The organism is Pedobacter paludisoli, assembly GCF_052344095.1.
GTDB lineage: Bacteria > Bacteroidota > Bacteroidia > Sphingobacteriales > Sphingobacteriaceae > Pedobacter.
The window spans coordinates 3,549,921-3,570,983 of record NZ_CP179926.1 but is presented as its reverse complement, the minus strand read 5'-3'; the positions used below and the strand labels follow the sequence as shown (position 1 = coordinate 3,570,983).

Below are 21,063 nucleotides of genomic sequence, written 5' to 3'. Positions count from 1 at the left end.
AATACTTTAAGGCTTTGATTTAATAGTAAATCAAAGCCTTTTTTTCAGGTTTTTTCTAACCAAGCCCATTCATACTTTTTTAATGGAAACACTTTTAAAATACTTCGAAAAATATATTTCAATTATCTTGATTATTATTTCGCTTATTTTTATCAGCTATCAAATATTTGAATTAATCTGGCACTTTATTTATAAAATTAAACACAACATTCAAACAGGTTCCTTTGAGGCTGAAACCAATGCTCGCCCTGTTGCGGGCTTATTCTTCGGTGTGTTGTTATCTCTAGAAATATTGCAAACCATCCGTTTGTATGCGCACGATCATTCCGTTAAGTTAAAGGTTATCTTAATCGTAGGAATTATAGCCGTAACCCGTAAAATTTTAATGTTTGAGTTAGAGAGTCCCTCTCCTTTAATGGAAATTTCGGTAGCAGCACTTATCATCTCTTTGTGTTTAGGCTACTTTTTAGTGAGCAAATCCGAAAAGAACTAATTTTTTAGCAAAGCAATGTTCCCATTTCAACTGAACGGCAGTCCGTCTTTCCACTGTATTTTTTAGTAAAATCTTGGTGATAAAAATTCATCTGAACTAAAAAGATGCCGTTGCAATACGGTTTAAGTGGCGCGTACACTATAACAAACCGCAGTCAACTCAACCCCGACAGACCGTGTTTCTGCCAAGCCTATTTCATTTTTTAACGTTCGTTTGCTGAAATAGCGAATAGCCTGAAGCAGATTTAACAAGATTGCTATCGATACATTTCGAAATAAAAAATGCTTCGAAAGCTTTTGCTCACGAAGCATTGTGTTTGTATGTTAAAATACTTTTATAATTCTGAAAATGCCTTTTCAATCCAATCACAATCCATAGAAAGTACTTTATTACCATCAAGCGTTATAAAAAACTCTGAACGGCGATTAAGTTGTTGATTGGCTTCTGAGCAGCGAACTCCATTTGCACAATTGTTTACCAAATTGGTTTCACCAAAATATTCAATGCGGATACGCTCTTTGCTAATTCCTTTCTTAACTAAATAGTTCATCGCCGATTGTGATCTTCGTTTCGATAAATCGAGGTTATAGCTGCTCGTTCCACGGCTATCGCAATAACTGGCTATGTTTAGTTTAAGCCTTGGATTGCTCGTTAATATGCTAACTAAACGGGCCATGGTTTCTTGCGCATCGGGCCGTACCGCAGCTTTATTTAAATTGTAGTAAATGTTATTTACCGCTAGTGTTTGTTTAACAGAATCGCAATTGAATGGTATTATTACCGGTATTTTGCCCGGTTTAAGGATTACGTTTATCAACGTGTCTGACACGATTCCCTTAGTACTCACTCTTCCTTGCACAGTTCTGTAGCCTGCAGTCGTTGCAGTAATTAAATAATCGGTTTCCTTTTTAAGCACTGCATCAAACTGATTATCTTTTACTTGCAATGAAATATCGGGTTCAATGGTTACTTGAGAACTTAAAATTGGCTCATTACTCAAAGAATCGAGTACGATACCGTGTAAGGCTATTCGAATAGGATGATAAAAAAAACTATACACATCGTCGCTTCCCCCGCGGTTACTGCTAAAATAACCAGTCGCACCATCTTGACTTCTAATGAGTCCAAAATCATCAAAGGATGAATTAATCGGCGACCCCATGTTTACCGGAACTGCTGTAGGGTTGGTTTTATCATCCAGCGTTACTTGAAAAACATCTAAGCCACCCAATCCTGCGTGCCCTGTAGAAGCAAAGGAAAGCAAATTGTCTTTTAAAAAGGTAGGTTTTAACTCATTTCCTTCGGTATTAATTACACTCCCCATATTAATAGGCTTACTCCATTCCTCTTCGGCACTATTGCGTTTGCAGTAATATAAATCCACTCCTCCTTTTCCGCCAGGCATATCCGAAGCAAAGATAAGGAGGGTCCCTTTCGTGTTAATTGCTGGGTCTCCTACCGAGTATTCATCATTGTTATACGCAAAAGGCACAATCTCTTTTAAATCAGGTGCTTTTGCGGTAAACAATTTTAACTTATTAATTCCATCTTTACTTGTTCCGTATTTTCCATGGTCATAGTTGTTCCGTGTAAACATAATAGAGCCGTCTGGCAACAGAGCTGCTGGTCCATCGTGGTACTTCGTATTAATTTTACCCGGCATTTTATTCAACTTTATTTGAGTGGCTAAATAATCGGCCAAGGTATCCTTTGCCAATCGGAGGGTATAGGTTCCCAATACTTTGGTGTCGTTACTGGATGTTCCGGTATAATCGTTATTCCCGCGATAGGGTCTTTTGCCATTTGGATTCAAATCCTGGCGTAATGCGGCCTTAACACTATCCACATTTACCGGCTTCATTTCACTTAAATTACCTACGTAATACATATCGGTAAAGGGCGCTTGATCCCATTCGAAAACACGTTTAACAATGCCTGTTATGCGTCGGTTGCTCGTAAATGCAAGGCCTTGTTTAAAATACATGGGCGAATACTCCGCTGCATTGGTATTGATATTGAGGTAATTGACTTTCCATTCGGAACTGTTCACGAACAATTCGTCAACATTGGGATAAAATTTAGAAAAATTGCTGGCACGCGTATCATTGCCTGCCAGGGTTAAATATTTATTGTACCATTCGCCAGACTTTGCATATTCTTTATTATTTCCCAACACTTCCGCATAGCGCAATGCCCAATCAGGCTTCAAGGGCGTATTTTTGGTTAATTGCTCGTACCAATAAGCCGCCTTTGGGTAATTGCGTACACGTCGGTAACTGTCGGCAATCATTTCTTGGGCGTCTTTATTGTTTGGGTTTTTAGTCAATTCTTTTTCAAGTATTTTAATAGCTTGTGCATACTTTAAAGACGAATATTCTTTTCTTGCAGCTTTCGTATCCGCACTGAGCTCTTGAGCATACAATTGACCTTGCAAAACACTTGCAAGAATCAGGAGTATATATATCTTTCTAAGCATATTAATTTTTTAAAAATAACGTGGTGATAAAATTTTCCCTTTTGGAAAGCCAAATTCATATCTCAGCATAATTTCGTGACTACCGGTATTGTATTGTACCAAACTAGTTGTACTATAATCATACGAATAACCAATGCGAAATTGTTTCGATGCCTGGAACTCAATCATGGCTGCAACCGCAGCTTCGGTACGGTATTGAATACCGAAGCCTAGTGCATCTTTTATCCAAAGGGTTGCGTTTAAATCGGCTTCAATGGGTGCTCCTTTTACCCCTTTAAGCAATACCGATGGCTTTAGATGTAAATCTGCTCCAAGCGGAAATACATATCCCGAAGCTAAAAACAAGTGCGTAGCTGTTCCGGTAAAGGCAACATCTTGATTTACCGTAAAATTGGTTAGGTTGTTATTCAGGACTTGAGGAGCCGATAATCCAATGTAAAAACGATCGGTATTGTAATAAACTCCCGCACCAAAATTTAACAATGTTTTGTTTACGTTGTTGCTAAAAGCTCCATCGTATTGATATACTGAACCGAGATCTACCGACGTAAAATCGGCTCTAAATTGACTCACTCCTCCTTGTAAACCCAATGCCAATGTACCTTTGTCCATTTGAATACGGAAAGCATAACTGGCCGTAGCGCCAGTTGTACTGGTTACGCCAATTTTATCACTATAGATTTGAAGACCCAATCCGATTTTCTTATTGTTAATAGGAGCGTCCAATGTTACAGTACCCGTTCTCGGTGCGCCTTCCATCCCAACCCATTGGCTACGATACAATGCCGTTACTGAGGCCACGTTTCTACTCCCTGCATAGGCAGGATTGATAGCCAAAGTATTGAACATGTATTGGGTATATAATGCATCTTGTTGAGCACGTACTTTAGTATTCAATCCCGCTAGTAAAACTGCTATTAAAAATATCTTAATATATCTCATAGTTATCTATTTAGGGTTAGTGGGCCATTGTACTTGTCTGTTCCATCCAATACAATAATGTAGAAATAGGTTCCTTCAGGTAAATCTTCACCGATGTGAACCCCTTGATTACATTTTCCTGTCCAATCATTTTTATAATTGGTATCTCGGTAAACCAAATTACCCCATCTGTTGTATACTTCAAAATTAACCACACTATCGCCCGCACCTTCAATTACAAATGAATCATGGGTTCCATCGCCATTTGGAGAGAAACCTGCCGGGATATGTAGATTAGGCTTACCAATTTGCACCGGTGTTGGATCACTTGGATCTACTTTTCCTGGTGTAATTGGATCTGGTTTTAATCCATTGGTTGATTGGTCGTTCGCGACAAGGCCTGTTACGGATATTCCTTTTGCATAAGCGCTGTTTAAGAACGTTGTTTCGTTACCCGATATCAATACGGTTAACACCACTTGAATTTGTTCAATTTGATTTATGGCTAAGGTATTACCCGATTCTAGCATTTCTAATACTCCTACTCCATTGTAATTGGCGTTCACTTTCAGCTTGCCTAAGCTGGTGATACTCTTAATTTTCACCTGATTTAGCTTAAATGTTTGCGCCAAATTATCGGTTATACTGATGTCGCTTAAATCGGTTACGCCGTAGTTTCCTACTGTTAGAAGGTAGGTGATATCATAGGCTCCATTTACTTGTTTAATTACAGATGTAGCGGCTTTTGCCAAACCAATTACAGGGAAATCATTAATGGTAATATTCACCGTAGCTACATTGGATACTTGACCATTCACATCTTTAACAGTGTAGGTAAATGCATCTGTACCGTAGTAATTTGTATTTGGAGAATAGGTTACGACACCTGTTGTATTATTGATGGTTGTGGTTCCGTTTGCTGTAGGCTGAATGATGGTTATTGTTGCTGGGTTAATATCGGCAAAGCCCTTCACATCGTTGACTAAAATGCTTATCGGAATTGGTACATTTGGATTCGTAGTCGCAGCGTCGTTCACAGCCAACGGCAATTGTTGTGCAATTACCGTTACCTGACTCGTATTGTTTGCTAAGTTGCTATCTCCTTCAGCTCCTGCAATAGTAGCCACATTGGTAAAATTACCCGTAGCATTTACACGTGCCGTTACCGTTAAAGTTGCGCTTGCCGCATTTGCCATATTACCGATTGTCCAAACGCCGGTTGCATTGGTATAGGTTCCGATACTTTGCGTTGAACTAACATAGGTAAATCCTGTTGGCAACAAATCGGTAACCGTTACACCGGTTGCTGCACTTGGACCGTTATTGGTTGCCACAATTGTAAACGTAACTTGCGAATTTACATATTGCGACGGTATTGACACCGTTTTAACTACTTGCAAATCTGTTTGACTATTTTGTGTATCAATATCTGTTGCTGTATTATTGGTGCTCACCAAGTCGGTTATTCCTGTCCCGGCAGTTACTGTTCCTGTTGCGGTAAACGGACCTAATTGATTACTTGGAACGCTTGCAATAATGGTATACGTAATTTTTCCACCTGAAGGTATATTCGTTGTCGTATTTATAGCACCCGTTCCAGAAGCAGGACCACTGGTACCTCCGCTGTACACGGCTGTCCATGTGGCGGTTATTCCGGAAGCAGGAGTCGTTAATGAAATTATTGACCCAGGTGCGTCGCTTGGGCCGTTGTTTGTTACCACAGCAGTGTAAGTGTTTGTTGTTCCCGGAACATAATTTACTTTTCCATCTGTTAGGGTTAACGATAAATCTGCTTGACTATTTTGTGTATCTATATCCGTTGCTAAATTATTTCCCGGAATTGGATCAGCAAAACCAACTTGTGGCTGTATTGTAGCTGTAGTTATAATAGTGCCCAGTTGTGAACTTGGAATTGTTACAATGGCAGTATAGGTTATTGTAGATCCCGCAGGCATATTTACGGTTTCATTTATGGCTCCGCTTCCGCTTGCGTTACCAGAAGCACCTCCCGCATAAACTGCTGTCCATGCTAAGCTTGTTCCGGCAGGCACCGGATACGTTACTGTCGCTCCAACAACATCGCTTGGACCATTATTTATAGCCACTACGGTATATGTGTTTGGCGCACCCGGGTTATAGGAAGTTTTTGCATCCGTATTGGTAATTGCCAGATCGAAATCTCCAAATTTGAAATCCGTATCACTAGCAGTATTATTTGCCAAATTGGTATCTGTAACTCCATTGGCTGGGCTTACTGTTCCTGTAGTGGTTATTCTTCCGGTTTGGCTACTTGGAATTGTTGCAATAACAGTATAAGTTATTGATCCTCCAACTGGGATATTTACCAACTCGTTTATACTATTTGTTCCATTGGCAGCTCCTGTAGCTCCGCCTGAGTAAACAGCCGTCCATGTTCCAGTTACCCCCGCAGCGGTTGTGGTATAAGCAACTCTTGCTCCAACAGCATCGCTTGGACCAGTATTGGTTACCACAACGGTATACGTATTGGTTGTACCTGGGTTGTAGATTAATTTTCCATCAGTATTGCTGATGCTTAAATCAACTTGGCTATCTTGTCTATCAGTATCTATTGCATAATTATTTGCCAAAATAGGATCAGTTAACGAGACTGGTGCTAAAATGAGAGCAGCGGTATTCAAATCTCCAGCCATTGCACTCGATATATTTGCGACCACTGTATAGGCAATTTTACCGCCTGCTGGTAGATTGACTGTTTCATTCATATTTCCACTGCCAGAAGCGGTTCCACTTGCGCCACCACTAAAAGTAGCTGTCCAAGTTATATTTACACCTACTGGGACTTCGTATCTAACTGTAGTACCTAATGCATCTGTTGGTCCAACATTGGTTGCAATTACCTCGTAGGTATTCGTTGTACCTGGAGTATAAGTTCCTTTTCTATCAGTATTGGTAATGCTTAAGTCCATTTCGCCTGCTCTACCGCTCGTCATATCATGATCTTCTACCGTATTATTGTCGGGGTTTTCATCTGTTACAGATGACGGAGTAGAAACAGTTGCAATGGTGGTATATGGATCTACGTAGCTACTTGGAACACTGGCTACCACTCTGTATGTAATGATACCTCCAACTGGCAAATTCACTGTTTCATTTATATTGGTTGTTCCGCTTGCATTTCCGGTTGCCCCATTTGCGAAAGTAGCCGTCCAGGTTCCTGTAGCACCTGCTGGCAAGGTATATGCAACAGTTGCACCTATTACATTACTTGGACCATTATTGGTTACTACCACAAAATAAACATTATCCAAACCTGGCACATAAATTATTTTGCCATCTGAGTTCGTTATGCTTAAATCGGCTTGGCTATTTTGTAAATCGGTATCAGATGCCGTATTATTTGATGAAACTGGATCTGTTAATCCAATTTGAGGAACAATGGTTGCTGTTGTACTTAAGGTGCCTGTTCGCGTACTTGGCACATCAACTAAAACAGTATAGGTTATTGTTGCTCCTGCAGGAATGTTAACCGTTTCATTTATGGCTCCAGTTCCTGATGTTGCACCTGTTGCACCAGCGTTCAATACCGCTGTCCAACTTTGCGTAGTGCCGGTTGGCACAGGATAGGTAATTACTGCTCCAACAACATCACTTGGACCACTATTCGTTGCCACTACGGTATAGGTGGTAATGGTCCCTGGAACATAATTTAATTTTCCATCGGTATTGGTAATGCTTAAATCAAATTCACCAACTTTAATATCGCTATCACTTGCGGTATTATTTTCTGCCGTTGGGTCGGTTACGCCAGTTGCGGTTGCAATGGTTGCAACTGTTGTAAAGGTTGCATTTTGACTACTTGGCACTGTTGCATTTAGTGTATAAATAATTGAACTACCTGCCGGAAGGTTTACCGTTTCATTGATATTATTGCTACCACTTGCCGTTCCAGTACTACCACCATTATAACTGGCTACCCATGTACCTGTCACACCTGCTGGAAGCGTATATGTTATTGTTGAGTTTAAGGCATCGCTTGGCCCTGCATTATTCGCTATAATGGTGTAGGTATTGGTCGTACCCGGTGTGTAGATTATTTTTTCATCGGTATTGGTAATACTTAAATCGGCTTGACTGTTCTGAGTATCTATATCCGTTGCCGTATTGTTGGTGGTAACTGGATCTGTAATTCCAATAGGCGTTGCAATGGCTGCCGTACTTGTAATTGGTCCGCTTTGCCCACGTGGAATAGTTGCTATCACCGTGTACGTTATACTTGAACCTGCCGGCAAATCTACAGTTTGATTCAGCGCCCCTGTGCCGCTTAATACGCCTGTTGCTCCACCACTTACGGTTGCGGTCCATTCAAGCGAAACTCCTGCTGGTACCGGATACGTTATGGTTGCACCTAACACATCGCTTGGCCCTCCATTTGTTGCTACAACGGTATACGTATTGGTCGTACCTGGAACATAATTCGTTTTCCCGTCGGTGTTCGTGATTGCTAAATCGGCCTGACTACTTCTGCCGTCGCTATCGCTTTGCGTATTATTTGAAGGACTGGTATCGTTTATGCCCGAAGCCGCTGTTATGGTTGCTTGGGTGGTTACAATTCCCGTTTGATTGCTTGGAATAGCTGCCACAAAAGTATATATCACACTACCTCCCGCAGGGATGTTTACGGTTTCATTAATCGCGTTTGATCCGCTTGCATTTCCTGTTGCGCCGCCTGTATAAACAGCCGTCCACGTTCCGATAATGCCGGCAGGAAGCACGTAATTTACGACAGATCCTGGCGCATCACTTGGGCCATTATTGGTTGCTGTAATGATATACGTACTCGTTGTACCAGGCGTGTAAACCACCTTATTATCGGTATTGGTAATACTTAAATCGGCGTAGCTTGTTCGGGTATCTGTATCACTAGCTGAATTATTTTCTGGCGTTGGATCTAGCGCTCCAGTAGGTAAGCTGATGGTAGCAACCGTAGTAAAATCGCTCGTGGTGCTACTTGGCACATTCATCGTGATGGTATAGGTAATCGTAGAATTAATTGGCATAGTAACCAATTGATTTGCATTGTTTATACCATTTCCATTTCCGGTGGCTCCTCCAGTATATACAGCGGTCCAACTACCTGTAGCTCCTGCAGGGAACTGGAATGCAATATTTGCATTTACCACATTACTTGGCCCGTTATTGGTAGCCACGACCGTATAGGTATTGCTTGTTCCTGGAATATAGGTAGTTTGGTTATCGGTATTGGTAATGGTTAAATCGGCTCCGCCAATTCGTATATCGGTATCTGTTTCGGCATTATCTGCTAAAGACACATCGGTTATACCCGCTGCAGGTGTAATGGTTGCATTTTTAACAAAAGTAGCTCCCGTTTGACCGCTTGGGATATTGGCCACAAATGTATACGTTACGGTACCGTTTGCAGTTAAGTTAACCAATTCATTGATATTTCCGGTTCCCGATGCTGCCCCAGTTGCCCCACCAGTATAAACGGCAGTCCAGTTACCCGTTACCCCAGCAGGCAATGCGCTGGTTATTGTTGTTGATGGTGCATCGCTTGGTCCGGCGTTGGTGGCTACTATAGAATAGATATTCGTTGTCCCTGGCACATAAATAATTTTACCATCAGTATTGGTAATGCTTAAATTGCTAATAATTTCTACATCGTCGATATCAAGAGCCGAATTATTCATCGGATCTGAATCGGTGGTTCCCGAAGGAACCGCAATTGTTGCATTGGTTGTTAATGCACCTGTTAAAGCACTTGAAACATTTGCTGTGATGGTATAAGTTACGATTCCTCCAATTGGTATATTGACTAATTCATCAATACTGCTGCTTCCTGCAGTAGCACCCGCTGCTCCTCCTGAGTATACTGCGGTCCATGCACCTGTAACACCCGAAGGCATTGGAAACTGAACCCTTGCTCCCGTTACATTACTTGGGCCATTGTTAGTTGCCACCACGGTATACGTGTTGGTTGTTCCTGGAGTATATATCGTTATTCCATCGGTATTGGTTATCTCTAAATCTGAATCCCCGATGCGTAAGTCGGTATCCGTGGCTGAATTATTTGCCGGAATTGGATCTACCACACCAACAGGTGCGGCAATACTCACAACAGCTTCTACCAAACCTGTTTGACCGCTTGGTACCACAGCTGTAAATGTATAGGTAATTACCCCGTTGATTGGAAGGTTTACCGTTTCATTTATTAACCCCGTACCGCTTGCCGTACCTGTCGCTCCTCCGTTAAACACGGCTGTCCAGGTTCCAGTTACTCCAGCAGGCAAGGTTTGAGAAATGATTGCTCCAATTACGTCACTTGGCCCAGTATTTTTGGCAACAATGGTATAAACGTTGTTCAATCCTGGTGTATACACCAACTTATTATCGGTATTCACAATGCTTAAATCGGCATCGCCCAATTTTAAATCGGTATCATCTGCACGGTTATTATTTACATTTAAATCTGTAATTCCTGCAGGAGCACTAACCGTTGAAAGGGTTGTAAACAATCCTGTTTGATTACTAGGTACCAAACCTTGAATGGTATAGGTTACGCTTCCGTTTGCTGGTAAGTTTACAATTTCATTAATGGCTCCCGATCCGCTCGCTGTTCCGGTTGCTCCACCAGTATATACGGCCGTCCAAGTTCCTGACATTCCTCCCATGGCAGTGGCAAAAGTAACCACCGAGTTCGGCGCATTACTTGGTCCTGTGTTCTTTACGACAACTGTATATGCATTTACAACCCCTGGTGTGTAGGTTGTTTTATTATCGGTGTTCGTGATAACTAAATCAACTTGGCTTTCTTGGGTATCGGTATCGGTTGAAGTGTTGTTTGAGGCATCCAAATCGAAGGTTCCAGATGGTTGTGTAATGGTTGCCGTTAAAGTTAAATCGCCAGTTCTACCGCTTGGAATAGCTCCTGTAATGGTATACGTGATGGTAGAACCCGCAGGCATGTTTACCACTTCGTTGATACTGTTTACGCCGGTCGTTGCTCCTGTCGCTCCTCCCGTCATTACTGCCGTCCAGGTTCCCACTGCTGCACTTGGTAGCGGCAATGTTATGGTAGCGTTGGCAATATCACTTGGCCCGTTATTCGTTGCTACAATGGTATAAGCAGTAGATGTACCCGGAACATAGGTTGTTTTGCCGTCTGTTAGAGTAATACTTAAATCGGCGGCACCAACGCGTGTATCGGTATCCGTGGCTGTATTATTCGCTGGAGTAGGATCAGACGAGCCCGCAGCACCCGCAATTGTTGCGGTAGTCAATAAAGTTAAATCGGCTTGATTGCTTGGTATATCGGCAATAAATATATAGGTAATGCTACCTCCTGCCGGGATATTTACCGTTTCATTTAGTGCATTTGTACCGGAAGCATTACCTGTTGCTCCACCTGTATAAGTTGCCGACCAAGCTCCTGTAATCCCTGCCGGTAGCGCAAAAGTTATTAATGCATCTTTGGCATCACTTGGTCCTGCATTACTTGCCACAATGGTATAGGTATTTGTAGAACCAGGTACATAGATTGCTTTACCGTCACTGTTGGTGATACTTAAATCGAATGTGCTGTTTTGAATATCCGAATCAACTGCGGTATTATTGGTTAACGTAGGATCTACCACATTCGAAACAGGGGTTATTGTTGCTGTGGTTGTTAAAGTACCTGAAAAACTACTTGGTATGCTTGTGTTAATGGTGTAAATAATTGCCGAGCCTGTAGGCATATTTACTACTTCATTGATATTGTTTGTTCCACTTGCATTACCACTTGCTCCACCCACAAACACAGCACTCCAAGTACCTGTTACCCCTGCTGGCAAAACATAACTCACGGTGGTTCCTGGAGCATCACTTGGTCCGTAGTTATTTGCGACCACCGTATAGGTATTGCCCACTCCTGGAATGTAATTACTTTTTGAATCCGTATTCGAAATGGTTAACTCAGCATCTCCCAGTTTCACATCCTGATCTACGGCAGTATTATTGGCTAAATTCAAATCTGTTACTCCAGCAGGAGCCGTAACCGTTGCGGTAGTGGTTAACACACCCAACTGACTACTTGGGATAGTGGTGATTATAGTATAAGTGATGGTACTGCCCGGTGGCATGTTCACAATTTCATTGATGTTATTTGAGCCACTTGAAGCGCCTGTTGCTCCTCCAGCATACATGGCAGACCATGTTCCGGTAATTCCTGCAGGTAAAGCATAGGTTACAGTAGTACCATTTGCAATACTAGGTCCATTATTGGTTACCACTACCGTATAGGTATTGCCTATTCCAGGCGTATAATTCGATTGATTATCGGTATTGCTAATCTGTAGATCAGCCGCTTGCGCGGGCACAACATTTATGGTTGATGAGTTATTAGGCACAACCGGATCTCCAGGATGATTACTAGAAGCCGTGTTAACGGCCGAAGCAACGGGCTTATCAGCCAATACGGTTGCTACAATTGTTAAAACGGCCTGATTGCTGGTACCCACGTTTAATCGACCTATTGACCATACTCCCGTGTTGACATCATACGATCCTACTGATGGGCTTGCCGAAACAAAATTATATCCCGCTGTACTGATGATATCGCTCACTGTTACGGGCGAAGCAGCTCCGGTTCCTAGGTTTGTTGCGGTAATTGTAAAAGTAATGTTCTGGCCGGCATACGGTGTTAAAGTACTGGCGGTTTTTACAATTTGAATGTCAGATGGTTTAAGTTCAACCGGTGTCGGATCATCAAAATTCAAAGGTGTTTTCGTCGCATCGCCATGATTTGGACTGGCATTATTGGTTGAAATATCCTTTACTTGCACCGCATCGGCATCGTTGGTATTGGCTGTAGCGGTTACCGTATTGGTATAGGTGCCATAGGTGGCATTCGGCACCACATTTAATTTTAAGGTAATAGTTGCACTGGTTCCTGTGACTAAACTACTGGAAGCCGGATTCAATAAATTTGTATCGCTGCTGCCATTAAAAGAAGCATTGGTAGCAAGCGTTCCAATACTGGTTAAACTCGTAATAGTATAGGTGAGTGGTGCAGGAAATACGGTGGATAAATTATCTACCACCTGAATTGTATTTAAATTAATGGCTCCATAATTCTGTACCACATACGTATAAGTAATATCATAGGATCCGTTTGATTTTAAGGAAGGATTACTTACTGTTAACGAAACCCCAATCATCGGAAAATTAATAGGCGTAACATCCCCATCTAAGCGATTTACAACTGCTCCATTATTGGAAACGTCGTTTACAGGTACCGTTCCAACAGTACCATTGGCCGTTGAGGTATTTTTTGAGGTATAGGTTACTTGAGCAAAGTTTTGAATTGCACAAAACATCAGGCCTAAAACCGGAAGTGCAAATCTCAAAAATGTTTTTGTTAATTTCATTTTTTAAAGTTTATCCGGTTCTTAATTAAGTCTGACATTTATTACCAACGTTACTGTTTCTTCCACTCCGGCAGCTAAATTTGAGCCTGCTGCATTTAACAAATTCTGATCGGTATTTCCTGTAAAGCCACTGTTTGTTGCCAAACCTCCAGTTGATACTAAACTAACTTTCGTAAAAGTTTTAGGCGATGGAAAAGTAGTGGTTAAATCATCCGTGACCTGAATGTTCCCTACGGCTACCGTACCCGTGTTTTTCACATGAAATACGAAGGTTACATTGTAGCTGCCATCTGCTTGTTGTACAGGTGTACTTGGTTTATCTTTTGATATAGCTATTTGGCAATCGTTAATTACCACTGTAATATCATCGCTATTGGTTGCACAAGGACCATTCGAGGTTGTCCATCTAAACACATACGTTCCTTGAAGCAATCCTGTTACCGTTGCGTTTGGATCATTTACATTGCTAAATACCGGATCACTTGCTCCTGAAGGCTTTGTTACAACGGTCCAGGTTCCTGTTCCTGAAGTAGGTGCGATTGCTGATAAGGTAACCGGAGAATATAAACAATACGAAGCGCTTTCTCCACCTGCATCGGCCGTTGATGGTGGATCGTATACTTTAAAGCTTACCTCGCTAGAAGTGGTACAGATGCTACTATTGTATACTAACCATCTAAATGTGTAATCTCCTGCAACCAAATTACTCGCTGTTGCATTTGGATTACTTGCGCTGCTAAATACCACCGCCGGACTACCTACTGGTTGCGCTACCACAGACCAACTTCCTTGATTTGGAGACGATACTGGTGTAGCATTTAAGGTTGCAGTTGCTTGCCCGCCAATCGAAGCCGTACATTGATCGCTAATGGTTCCAGCTACCGCTACTGGCGGAGCGACGTCTACAACTCCTACCGTTACCTCTTTAAATGAAGGTGTACAAGAACCATTGGTAATGGTCCATCTAAAAACATATGTTCCTATTGATAAGCCAGAAACTGTTGTTGTTGGCGAATTCGGTGCATCGATGGTAGGTATATTTGGTCCAGAAATATTAGTCCATGTTCCAATACCAATAACCGGGGTTGTTCCGGTTAGTATTACACTTGTTGTACATTGATTGTTTTGCGTCGGCATTGGCTCCACCACTGTAGGTGGCAACGAAACATCCACGCGCATGATATCGTTATTTGATTGATTTCCGGCACAATTATTTGCCGAAACCGTCCATTTAAACAAATAGGTTCCCGATACGGTTAAGTTATTTACTAGGGTGGCCGGATTACTTGCGTCTACAAAAGTGGCAGCGGCCCCCGAGGGTTGTGTTTCAATGGTCCAAACACCTGTACCTGAAACCGCTGCTGTAGCGGCTAATGTTACCGAGGTTCCGTTGTCTGTACACAAATTTTGATCCGGCCCGGCTTGGGCCACCGAAGGAGAGCCAGAAACGCTTACCACTACATCGTCTGATGGAGTACCACAAACATTTGCTGTAAGCGTATATCTAAATGTGTAGCTATTTCCTGCAACCATTCCAGAAACAGTAGCCGAATTGTTCGAATTTTGCGTAATTGTTACTGGTGGACCTGCAGTTTGGGACCAGGTTCCGGTGCTACCTTCATTCCCTACTAAACTTGTTGTACCCACATCGCATAATGCTTGATCAACCCCTGCATTAGCCGATTGGCCTACCGTAATGATTACATCTGATGTAGAAGGTGGACAAGTTACGCCATTGGCTACAGACCATCTTAGCGTATACACCCCTAAACTTAAGCCGCTTACAACTGTTTGCGGATCGTTAATATTTGCAAAGCTGGGCGAGGTTGGCCCTCCAATAACCGACCAAGTTCCGATTCCTACTGTTGGCACATTGGCGGCCAAAGTAGTGGTGTTTGCATTACAAACCGATTGAGGAGCCCCGGCATTCGCCGTTGTTGGGCTTTCGCTCACATTGTATACAATTTCGGCATACGAACTTGAACAGGCATTATTGGTAATCGTCCATCTAAATTTGTAGGTACCGGTAGTCAATCCCGAAACTGTGGTAGTTGGCGAATTTGGATTCGCAATAACCGCTCCTCCATAGCCCCCTGTTTGGGTCCAAGTACCCATTTCATTAGGTCCAGGGGTATTTCCGGTAATAGTTAAAGGAGTAATTCCACAAATATTTTGAAGCGGTGCTCCTGTAATAGACGCTGCCGTTGTAGGCGCAGAGATGGTAATGCTTACGGTATCGCGCGTTGCGGCACAGGTTCCACGTTCTAATCGCCATTCAAATCTATAATTACCTACCACGGCTCCAGTTACCGTTTGACTGCTTGCATTCGGATCAAAAACCGGTGTATTGGGGCTTCCTGGCAACAAGGTCCAGATACCGATTTCTCCTGAACCGGGTGTATTTGCGGATAATGTAAAAGTGCTGGTTCCGGAAGGCAAACATTGGTCATCACCGGCATCGGCTTGTGCAGGGCCATTTGCCGCACTGGTATTAATTTCTACATCGTCAAAAATAGAACTACATGCATTGGCTATCGTCCAACGTAGGGTATACGTTTTGAATGGCAATAGGCCTGTAACAATCGCCTTTGGATCGTGAATATCTGAAAAAACAAGCGTACTTGCCGGAACTGCAGGTGTTTCTGAAACAACCGACCATGTTCCAGTCTCATCGGTTAACGGCACATTCGCATTCAGGTTTATGGGAGTTCCGTAACAGGCGGCTATATTTGCTCCGGCATTGGCCGAACCAGGAGCCGCATTCGCTACCGTAATGTTCACATCTGATTCGTTGTTTAATAAAGGATTTTGTCCTCCAGAGATAATCCATCGAAATACATAGAGCCCGGACACGAGTCCTGTAACGATGGTTGAATTTGAATGCGGATTCACGATTATAGCTGTATTTGGCCCACTAATTTGGGTCCAGGTACCGGATCCACTATCCCCAGACTGTGGATTATTTCCCGCCAGCGTTGCTGTGGTCACATTACAAGCCAAAAACTGCGAAGTTCCTGCATTTGATTGATAGGGCGTTTTAGAAACGATTATCGAAAGGTCTCTAAATACATCTTCACATCCACCAACAGCTGAGTTGGTACTGTATCGTCTGAATCTAAAGGTATAGGTACCTTCTATTGTCATCCCCCTGGCAAGTAAATCGGTATCGTTTCCTGCATAGGTTGTATTTAAGCCGACACTATCTACAATAATTGAGCCGGCGGGTGCCTCTACCAATTGCCAATCGGTTCCATCACCACCAGACACGGTATATTGAATGTTATATCGAGTTGTATCTGTTGGTAAAACTTGGGGGCTACTTGGGAAAGATGTAAACTGCGGTGGGATTACATACCGCACGTTGAAAGTACCTGATCTGGAACAATTGGTAACCGAGTTGGTAATTGTATAATCGAAGCGATAATGGCCAGAACCATTCAAACCTGAAACAGTAGTGGTTGGCGATGAAGCATCGGAGAAGGTTGTAGTCGTTGGATTAGATGCTGCAGCTACCCAAAGCCCAGTCTCATTCGTATACAAGGGCTTTGATGCAACTAATTGAGTACTCGTACGAGTATCGCAAAACACCTGATTGTAGCCACTTACCCCGGTTACGTCTTGTGATGGCGGATCAACCACAATTGTTACATCCGCAGATCCGTTTACACAATCGCCACTAACGGTCCAGCGTACCACATACGTTCCACCAATTAAATTCCCTAATGTGGTATTGCTGTTGTGAATATTTCCGAAAGTAGGTGTACTTGGTCCGCTAATGAATGACCATGTTCCTTGTTGGTTTAATCCCGATCCGGGATTGGAACCTGTAATATTGGCCGATCCGGTTACAGAATAACAACTCACTATCGCAGGCCCGCTAGCGGTAACGGGCGAAACTGCTCCAGTATTGGTGATCGACATTTCTGAAGTCGTAAAACAATCTGCATCACTCACTCTCCATCTATAAATCGTAGTACCAATAGCACTGCCCTGTGGTAACGTTACCGTTGCGGTTGGGCTATTTGAGGGAGAAGGCAAGGGCAATGAACCATTAACAACTACCCAAAGACCTGTTTCACCTGGCTGCAAAGCATTAGCCGTCATGGTATAAACACCTGGGCACAAGGTAACCGAAGGACCTGCATTCGCAATTGTTACAGCCGACATCTTGTACACTACATCATTATATACAGGGGTTCCGTCTGAACATTTTGCTTCCAATCGAAAGGTATACGAAATTCCTTTGGCATACCCCGTAACACTAGCTGTAACTTGATTATTTGCCGTTGTAGATGCCGAAACAGTTACTGCTGGCCCTGAAATTTGAACCCATTTGGCTGGTTCAGAGAAACTTCCGGTAGCGGTTCCAACCAAAGTAAAAGGATCTTCGGAACACAAAGTCTGATTCACGCCAGCATTAACGGTACAATTTTGTGCAGAAGCAGTAAAAGCCGCAAACAATAACAAAACCCGGAAAATGTTAACAAGTAAAAATTTAGCCATATTAAAACACGCCTTATCGTTTTTGCTCTTAATTCGAGCATGAAATAAAAGTCATTATAGGGACGTTGCATTCGAAGCAAACGCCATTACCTGTAATACCAAATTTAACAATTAAGCTTATGACACCCCACGGTTTAGCCCATAAGGATGTTTCATTTTATAAATTGAACCAAAATGAAAAAAGACCTTTCATTATGAACATCGGCATATTAAAATCAATAGCACTCCAAGAAGTTATTTTATTGATCTCATCAAAAAAACGTATCTCATCATAAGTATTCGCTAGGTGTATACGACAAAAACTTAATACGATACAAACCTCCGCTGCAGAAAACCCAATCGAACAGGATAGCGGTTGAAAAAGGCACAGAGCGATAAAAAACCAAGTTTTTAAAAAATGCAACGATAAAATAGCGAGATCCGGAAAGTTCAGACAAAAAAAGAGGCCAATTACTTTCATAACCGACCTATTTTTCATTTGGCGAAGCAACCTTTTTTAATTCGCTACGATATGATAGCTCTTTCCTTTTTCTGTCGGAAAATCATACGTATAATATTTTTTAACCGTTGACTCATTTGACGTTTTAGCATTTGAACTTATTTCCGGTTTCCCGGGATCAATAAAATTAAAATAAGGATTCGGGTTTTCGTTTGAAGCTACCACCAATTTTATACCTTCCCCGCGTAGTGGTACTTCGCTTTTGATTCGGCAATTTCCACCCAGCGTTGAGACAATTGTGGCACTTTCTAGTTTTTCATTTGTCCACTGCATGGAAACCTCATACCCACCACGGGTTTTTAACCCTTTCACATTTCCATTCGCCCAAACGGTAGGGAGCGCTGGTAAAAGCTGAATGGTTCCTGCTTGACTTTGGAGCAACATTTCTGCCACACCACTGGTGTAACCAAAATTACCGTCAATCTGAAAAGGTGGGCAGGCGTCCAATAAGTTCATATATAAACCACCTCCTCCTGTTCGTTTGATAGGATTGGGGTCTGCACTACTCTTAAATCCAACAGGGTTAAACAAATTTTGAATAATCTTGTATGCGTGGTTGCCGTCTAATAATCGGGCCCAAACATTTATTTTCCAACCCATACTCCAACCAGTAGCCCCATCGCCTCTAATGGCTAATGTTTCTTTTACTGCATTGTAAAGTTCAGGAGTGCGTTCCTGATTAATTTGATTACCTGGATATAAACCATACAAATGAGATATGTGGCGATGTTGCGGCTCGGGCTCTCCATAATCATATTGCCATTCTTGCAGCTGCCCTTTTGCACCAATTTTAAACGGCAATAAACGCACGAGTTTGTCCGCTAACTCCTTTTTTAAATCCGCATCCACGTTTAATTTTTCTGCCGCAGCAATGGTATTGCTAAAAACTTCGCGGATAATGGTCATATCCATCGTGCTTCCCATGCTTACCTGCACTGATTTACCATCCTCGTTAAAAAAGGCATTTTCTGGCGAGGTACTTACCGGAGTAACCAGTTGTTTGTGTTCATTTTCTACGAGCCAATCTGCATAAAACTCTGCAGCGCCTTTCATTAATGGATACGCTTTGTTTTTCAAGAAAGCTTCATCGCCCGTAAATAAGTAATGGTCGTACAAGTGCTCGCACAACCAACCACCTGTCATTAACCAAAAAGAAGCCCTAACCTCGTTATCATTCGGGAATGTCTCTCGCCAAATAGAGACATTGTGATGAGAAACCCAGCCTCGCTTGATATTGTACATTTTTTGGGCGGTTTCTCTACCTGTTTCTGCCATCTCTTTTATCATCTGAAAAAATGGCTCGTTACACTCCGTTAGGTTGGTAATTTCAGATGGCCAGTGGTTCATTTCTGCATTAATATTTAACGTGTAGCCACTATTCCAAGGAGGCAACACTTCGTTATTCCACATACCTTGCAAATTTGGTGGCTGTCCTCCAGCTCTTCCAGTGGAGATGAGTAAATAACGCCCGTACTGAAACAAAAGTACGGCAAGCCCGTTGTCGGGATGCTTTTGAAACTGAACAATTCTTTCATTGGTTGGTAAATTATCTTTATTTTCTCCCCCTAAACTAAGCGATACCCGGCCAAATAATTTTTGATAATCGGCCACATGCGCATCCTTTAACGCAGCATATTTTTTCGCCGAAATCGCTTTTAGGAATTGATCGTTCTTTTTCGATGGATCTATCCCCTCTTTGCTGGGGCTTTTATCGTATCCATTAAAACTGGTTGCCGCTACTACAATTAATTCTACTTCTGTCGCATTTTTTACTTCCAAGCCATCTGCAGTGGTTGAAACCGTGCCGGTTGAAGTAATTGCTTTAATCTTACTTTCGAAAAACATCCCTTTGCCTTCGATTTCTGCACCATAGAGTACTCTTTTATCGAATTTTCTTTTGCCTTGCGCGTCGTATAATTCAGGGTGTTTCGCTTGATCGCCCCAACCCTCCATTTGCTCCAAAGTCCTTCTTTCAGCATAGCCAGGGGCCTGACCAAACAATGAAAGTGTATTGTTGTTCGTTGTACTTTGCTTTGCAGTTGGATGTAAAGAGGTATAATTTACTTTAAAATTTAGTGCCCCAATTTTACTGGCGGATAACTTTACCAGTATTCCCTTGTCGGGATTCGAAGCAAAAATTTCCCTAGTATAGTTTACTCCACCTTGTGTATAACGAATGGTTATTACGGCCTTGGAAATATCCAATTCGCGCGTATAATTGGAAACAGCACCAGTTTGATTAAAGCGGATAAATAACTCGCCCAAAGGCTGATAGTTTTGATGCAAGCGCCCTTGCCATACTTTCTTGATAATTGCTTGCGCTTTTAAATTCTCTTTATTTCGAATTAACTCCACAACCTCATCGTATGTTCCGCGTACATCTGAGCCCTTGTATACCGTTGTAGGCTCTCCGCTGTAAAGGGTATTTTCATTAATACTTAACTGCTCCTGCTCTGTGCCACCGTATACCATAGCCCCTATGTGTCCATTTCCTATGGGCAATGCTTCGTTCCAGTTATTTGCGGCTTGGGTGTACCATAAAGTATTCGACTTGTTTTGCGCAAATACTTGACTTGTAAGGCATATTGTAAATTGGATTGCAAGTAAAAATATTATTCTTCTCATTCGGGTTTAGTTAACAAGGATGTGCACAAATTAGTAAAAAAATCTCTCAGAAAGATTTTCCCTTTACTGGTAGATATTAATTTTAATAATTACCCTTAAAAAGCGAAATCAGCGGCAAGGAAATGCCGCTGATTTTACT

6 protein-coding genes are annotated in these 21,063 nt (G+C 42.2%); 1 reads left to right on the top strand and 5 read right to left on the bottom strand.

All coding sequences use genetic code 11. From position 1 onward, the window contains the following. Positions 1–82: 82 nt before the first annotated feature. Positions 83–493 carry a phosphate-starvation-inducible PsiE family protein gene (locus tag ACJVDK_RS14575; protein ID WP_443937400.1) on the top strand — a complete coding sequence of 137 codons (411 nt, stop codon included), beginning with the start codon at positions 83–85 and terminating at the stop codon, positions 491–493. 334 nt (positions 494–827) lie between these two features. On the opposite strand, the gene ACJVDK_RS14570 is transcribed toward ACJVDK_RS14575, so the two are convergent. From ACJVDK_RS14570 to ACJVDK_RS14550, 5 genes are all read right to left on the bottom strand, one after another. Next, positions 828–2,969: an OmpA family protein gene (locus ACJVDK_RS14570; protein ID WP_443937399.1), complete on the bottom strand. Its 2,142-nt coding sequence runs from the start codon at positions 2,967–2,969 to the stop codon at positions 828–830. Between the two features lie 9 nt (positions 2,970–2,978). Then, entirely contained in the window at positions 2,979–3,911 is a 933-nt protein-coding gene (locus ACJVDK_RS14565; protein ID WP_443937398.1) for a PorP/SprF family type IX secretion system membrane protein, read from the bottom strand. Between the two features lie 2 nt (positions 3,912–3,913). After that, positions 3,914–13,297 carry a gliding motility-associated C-terminal domain-containing protein gene (locus tag ACJVDK_RS14560; RefSeq protein ID WP_443937397.1) on the bottom strand — a complete coding sequence of 3,128 codons (9,384 nt, stop codon included), beginning with the start codon at positions 13,295–13,297 and terminating at the stop codon, positions 3,914–3,916. A gap of 21 nt (positions 13,298–13,318) precedes the next feature. Further along, the gene (locus ACJVDK_RS14555) at positions 13,319–17,800 is read right to left on the bottom strand and encodes a PKD domain-containing protein (RefSeq protein ID WP_443937396.1); all 4,482 of its coding nucleotides are present in this window, start codon (positions 17,798–17,800) and stop codon (positions 13,319–13,321) included. 496 nt (positions 17,801–18,296) lie between these two features. Next, positions 18,297–20,924, bottom strand: coding sequence for a glycoside hydrolase family 95 protein (locus tag ACJVDK_RS14550; protein WP_443937395.1), 2,628 nt, complete (start codon positions 20,922–20,924; stop codon positions 18,297–18,299). Positions 20,925–21,063: the final 139 nt, after the last annotated feature.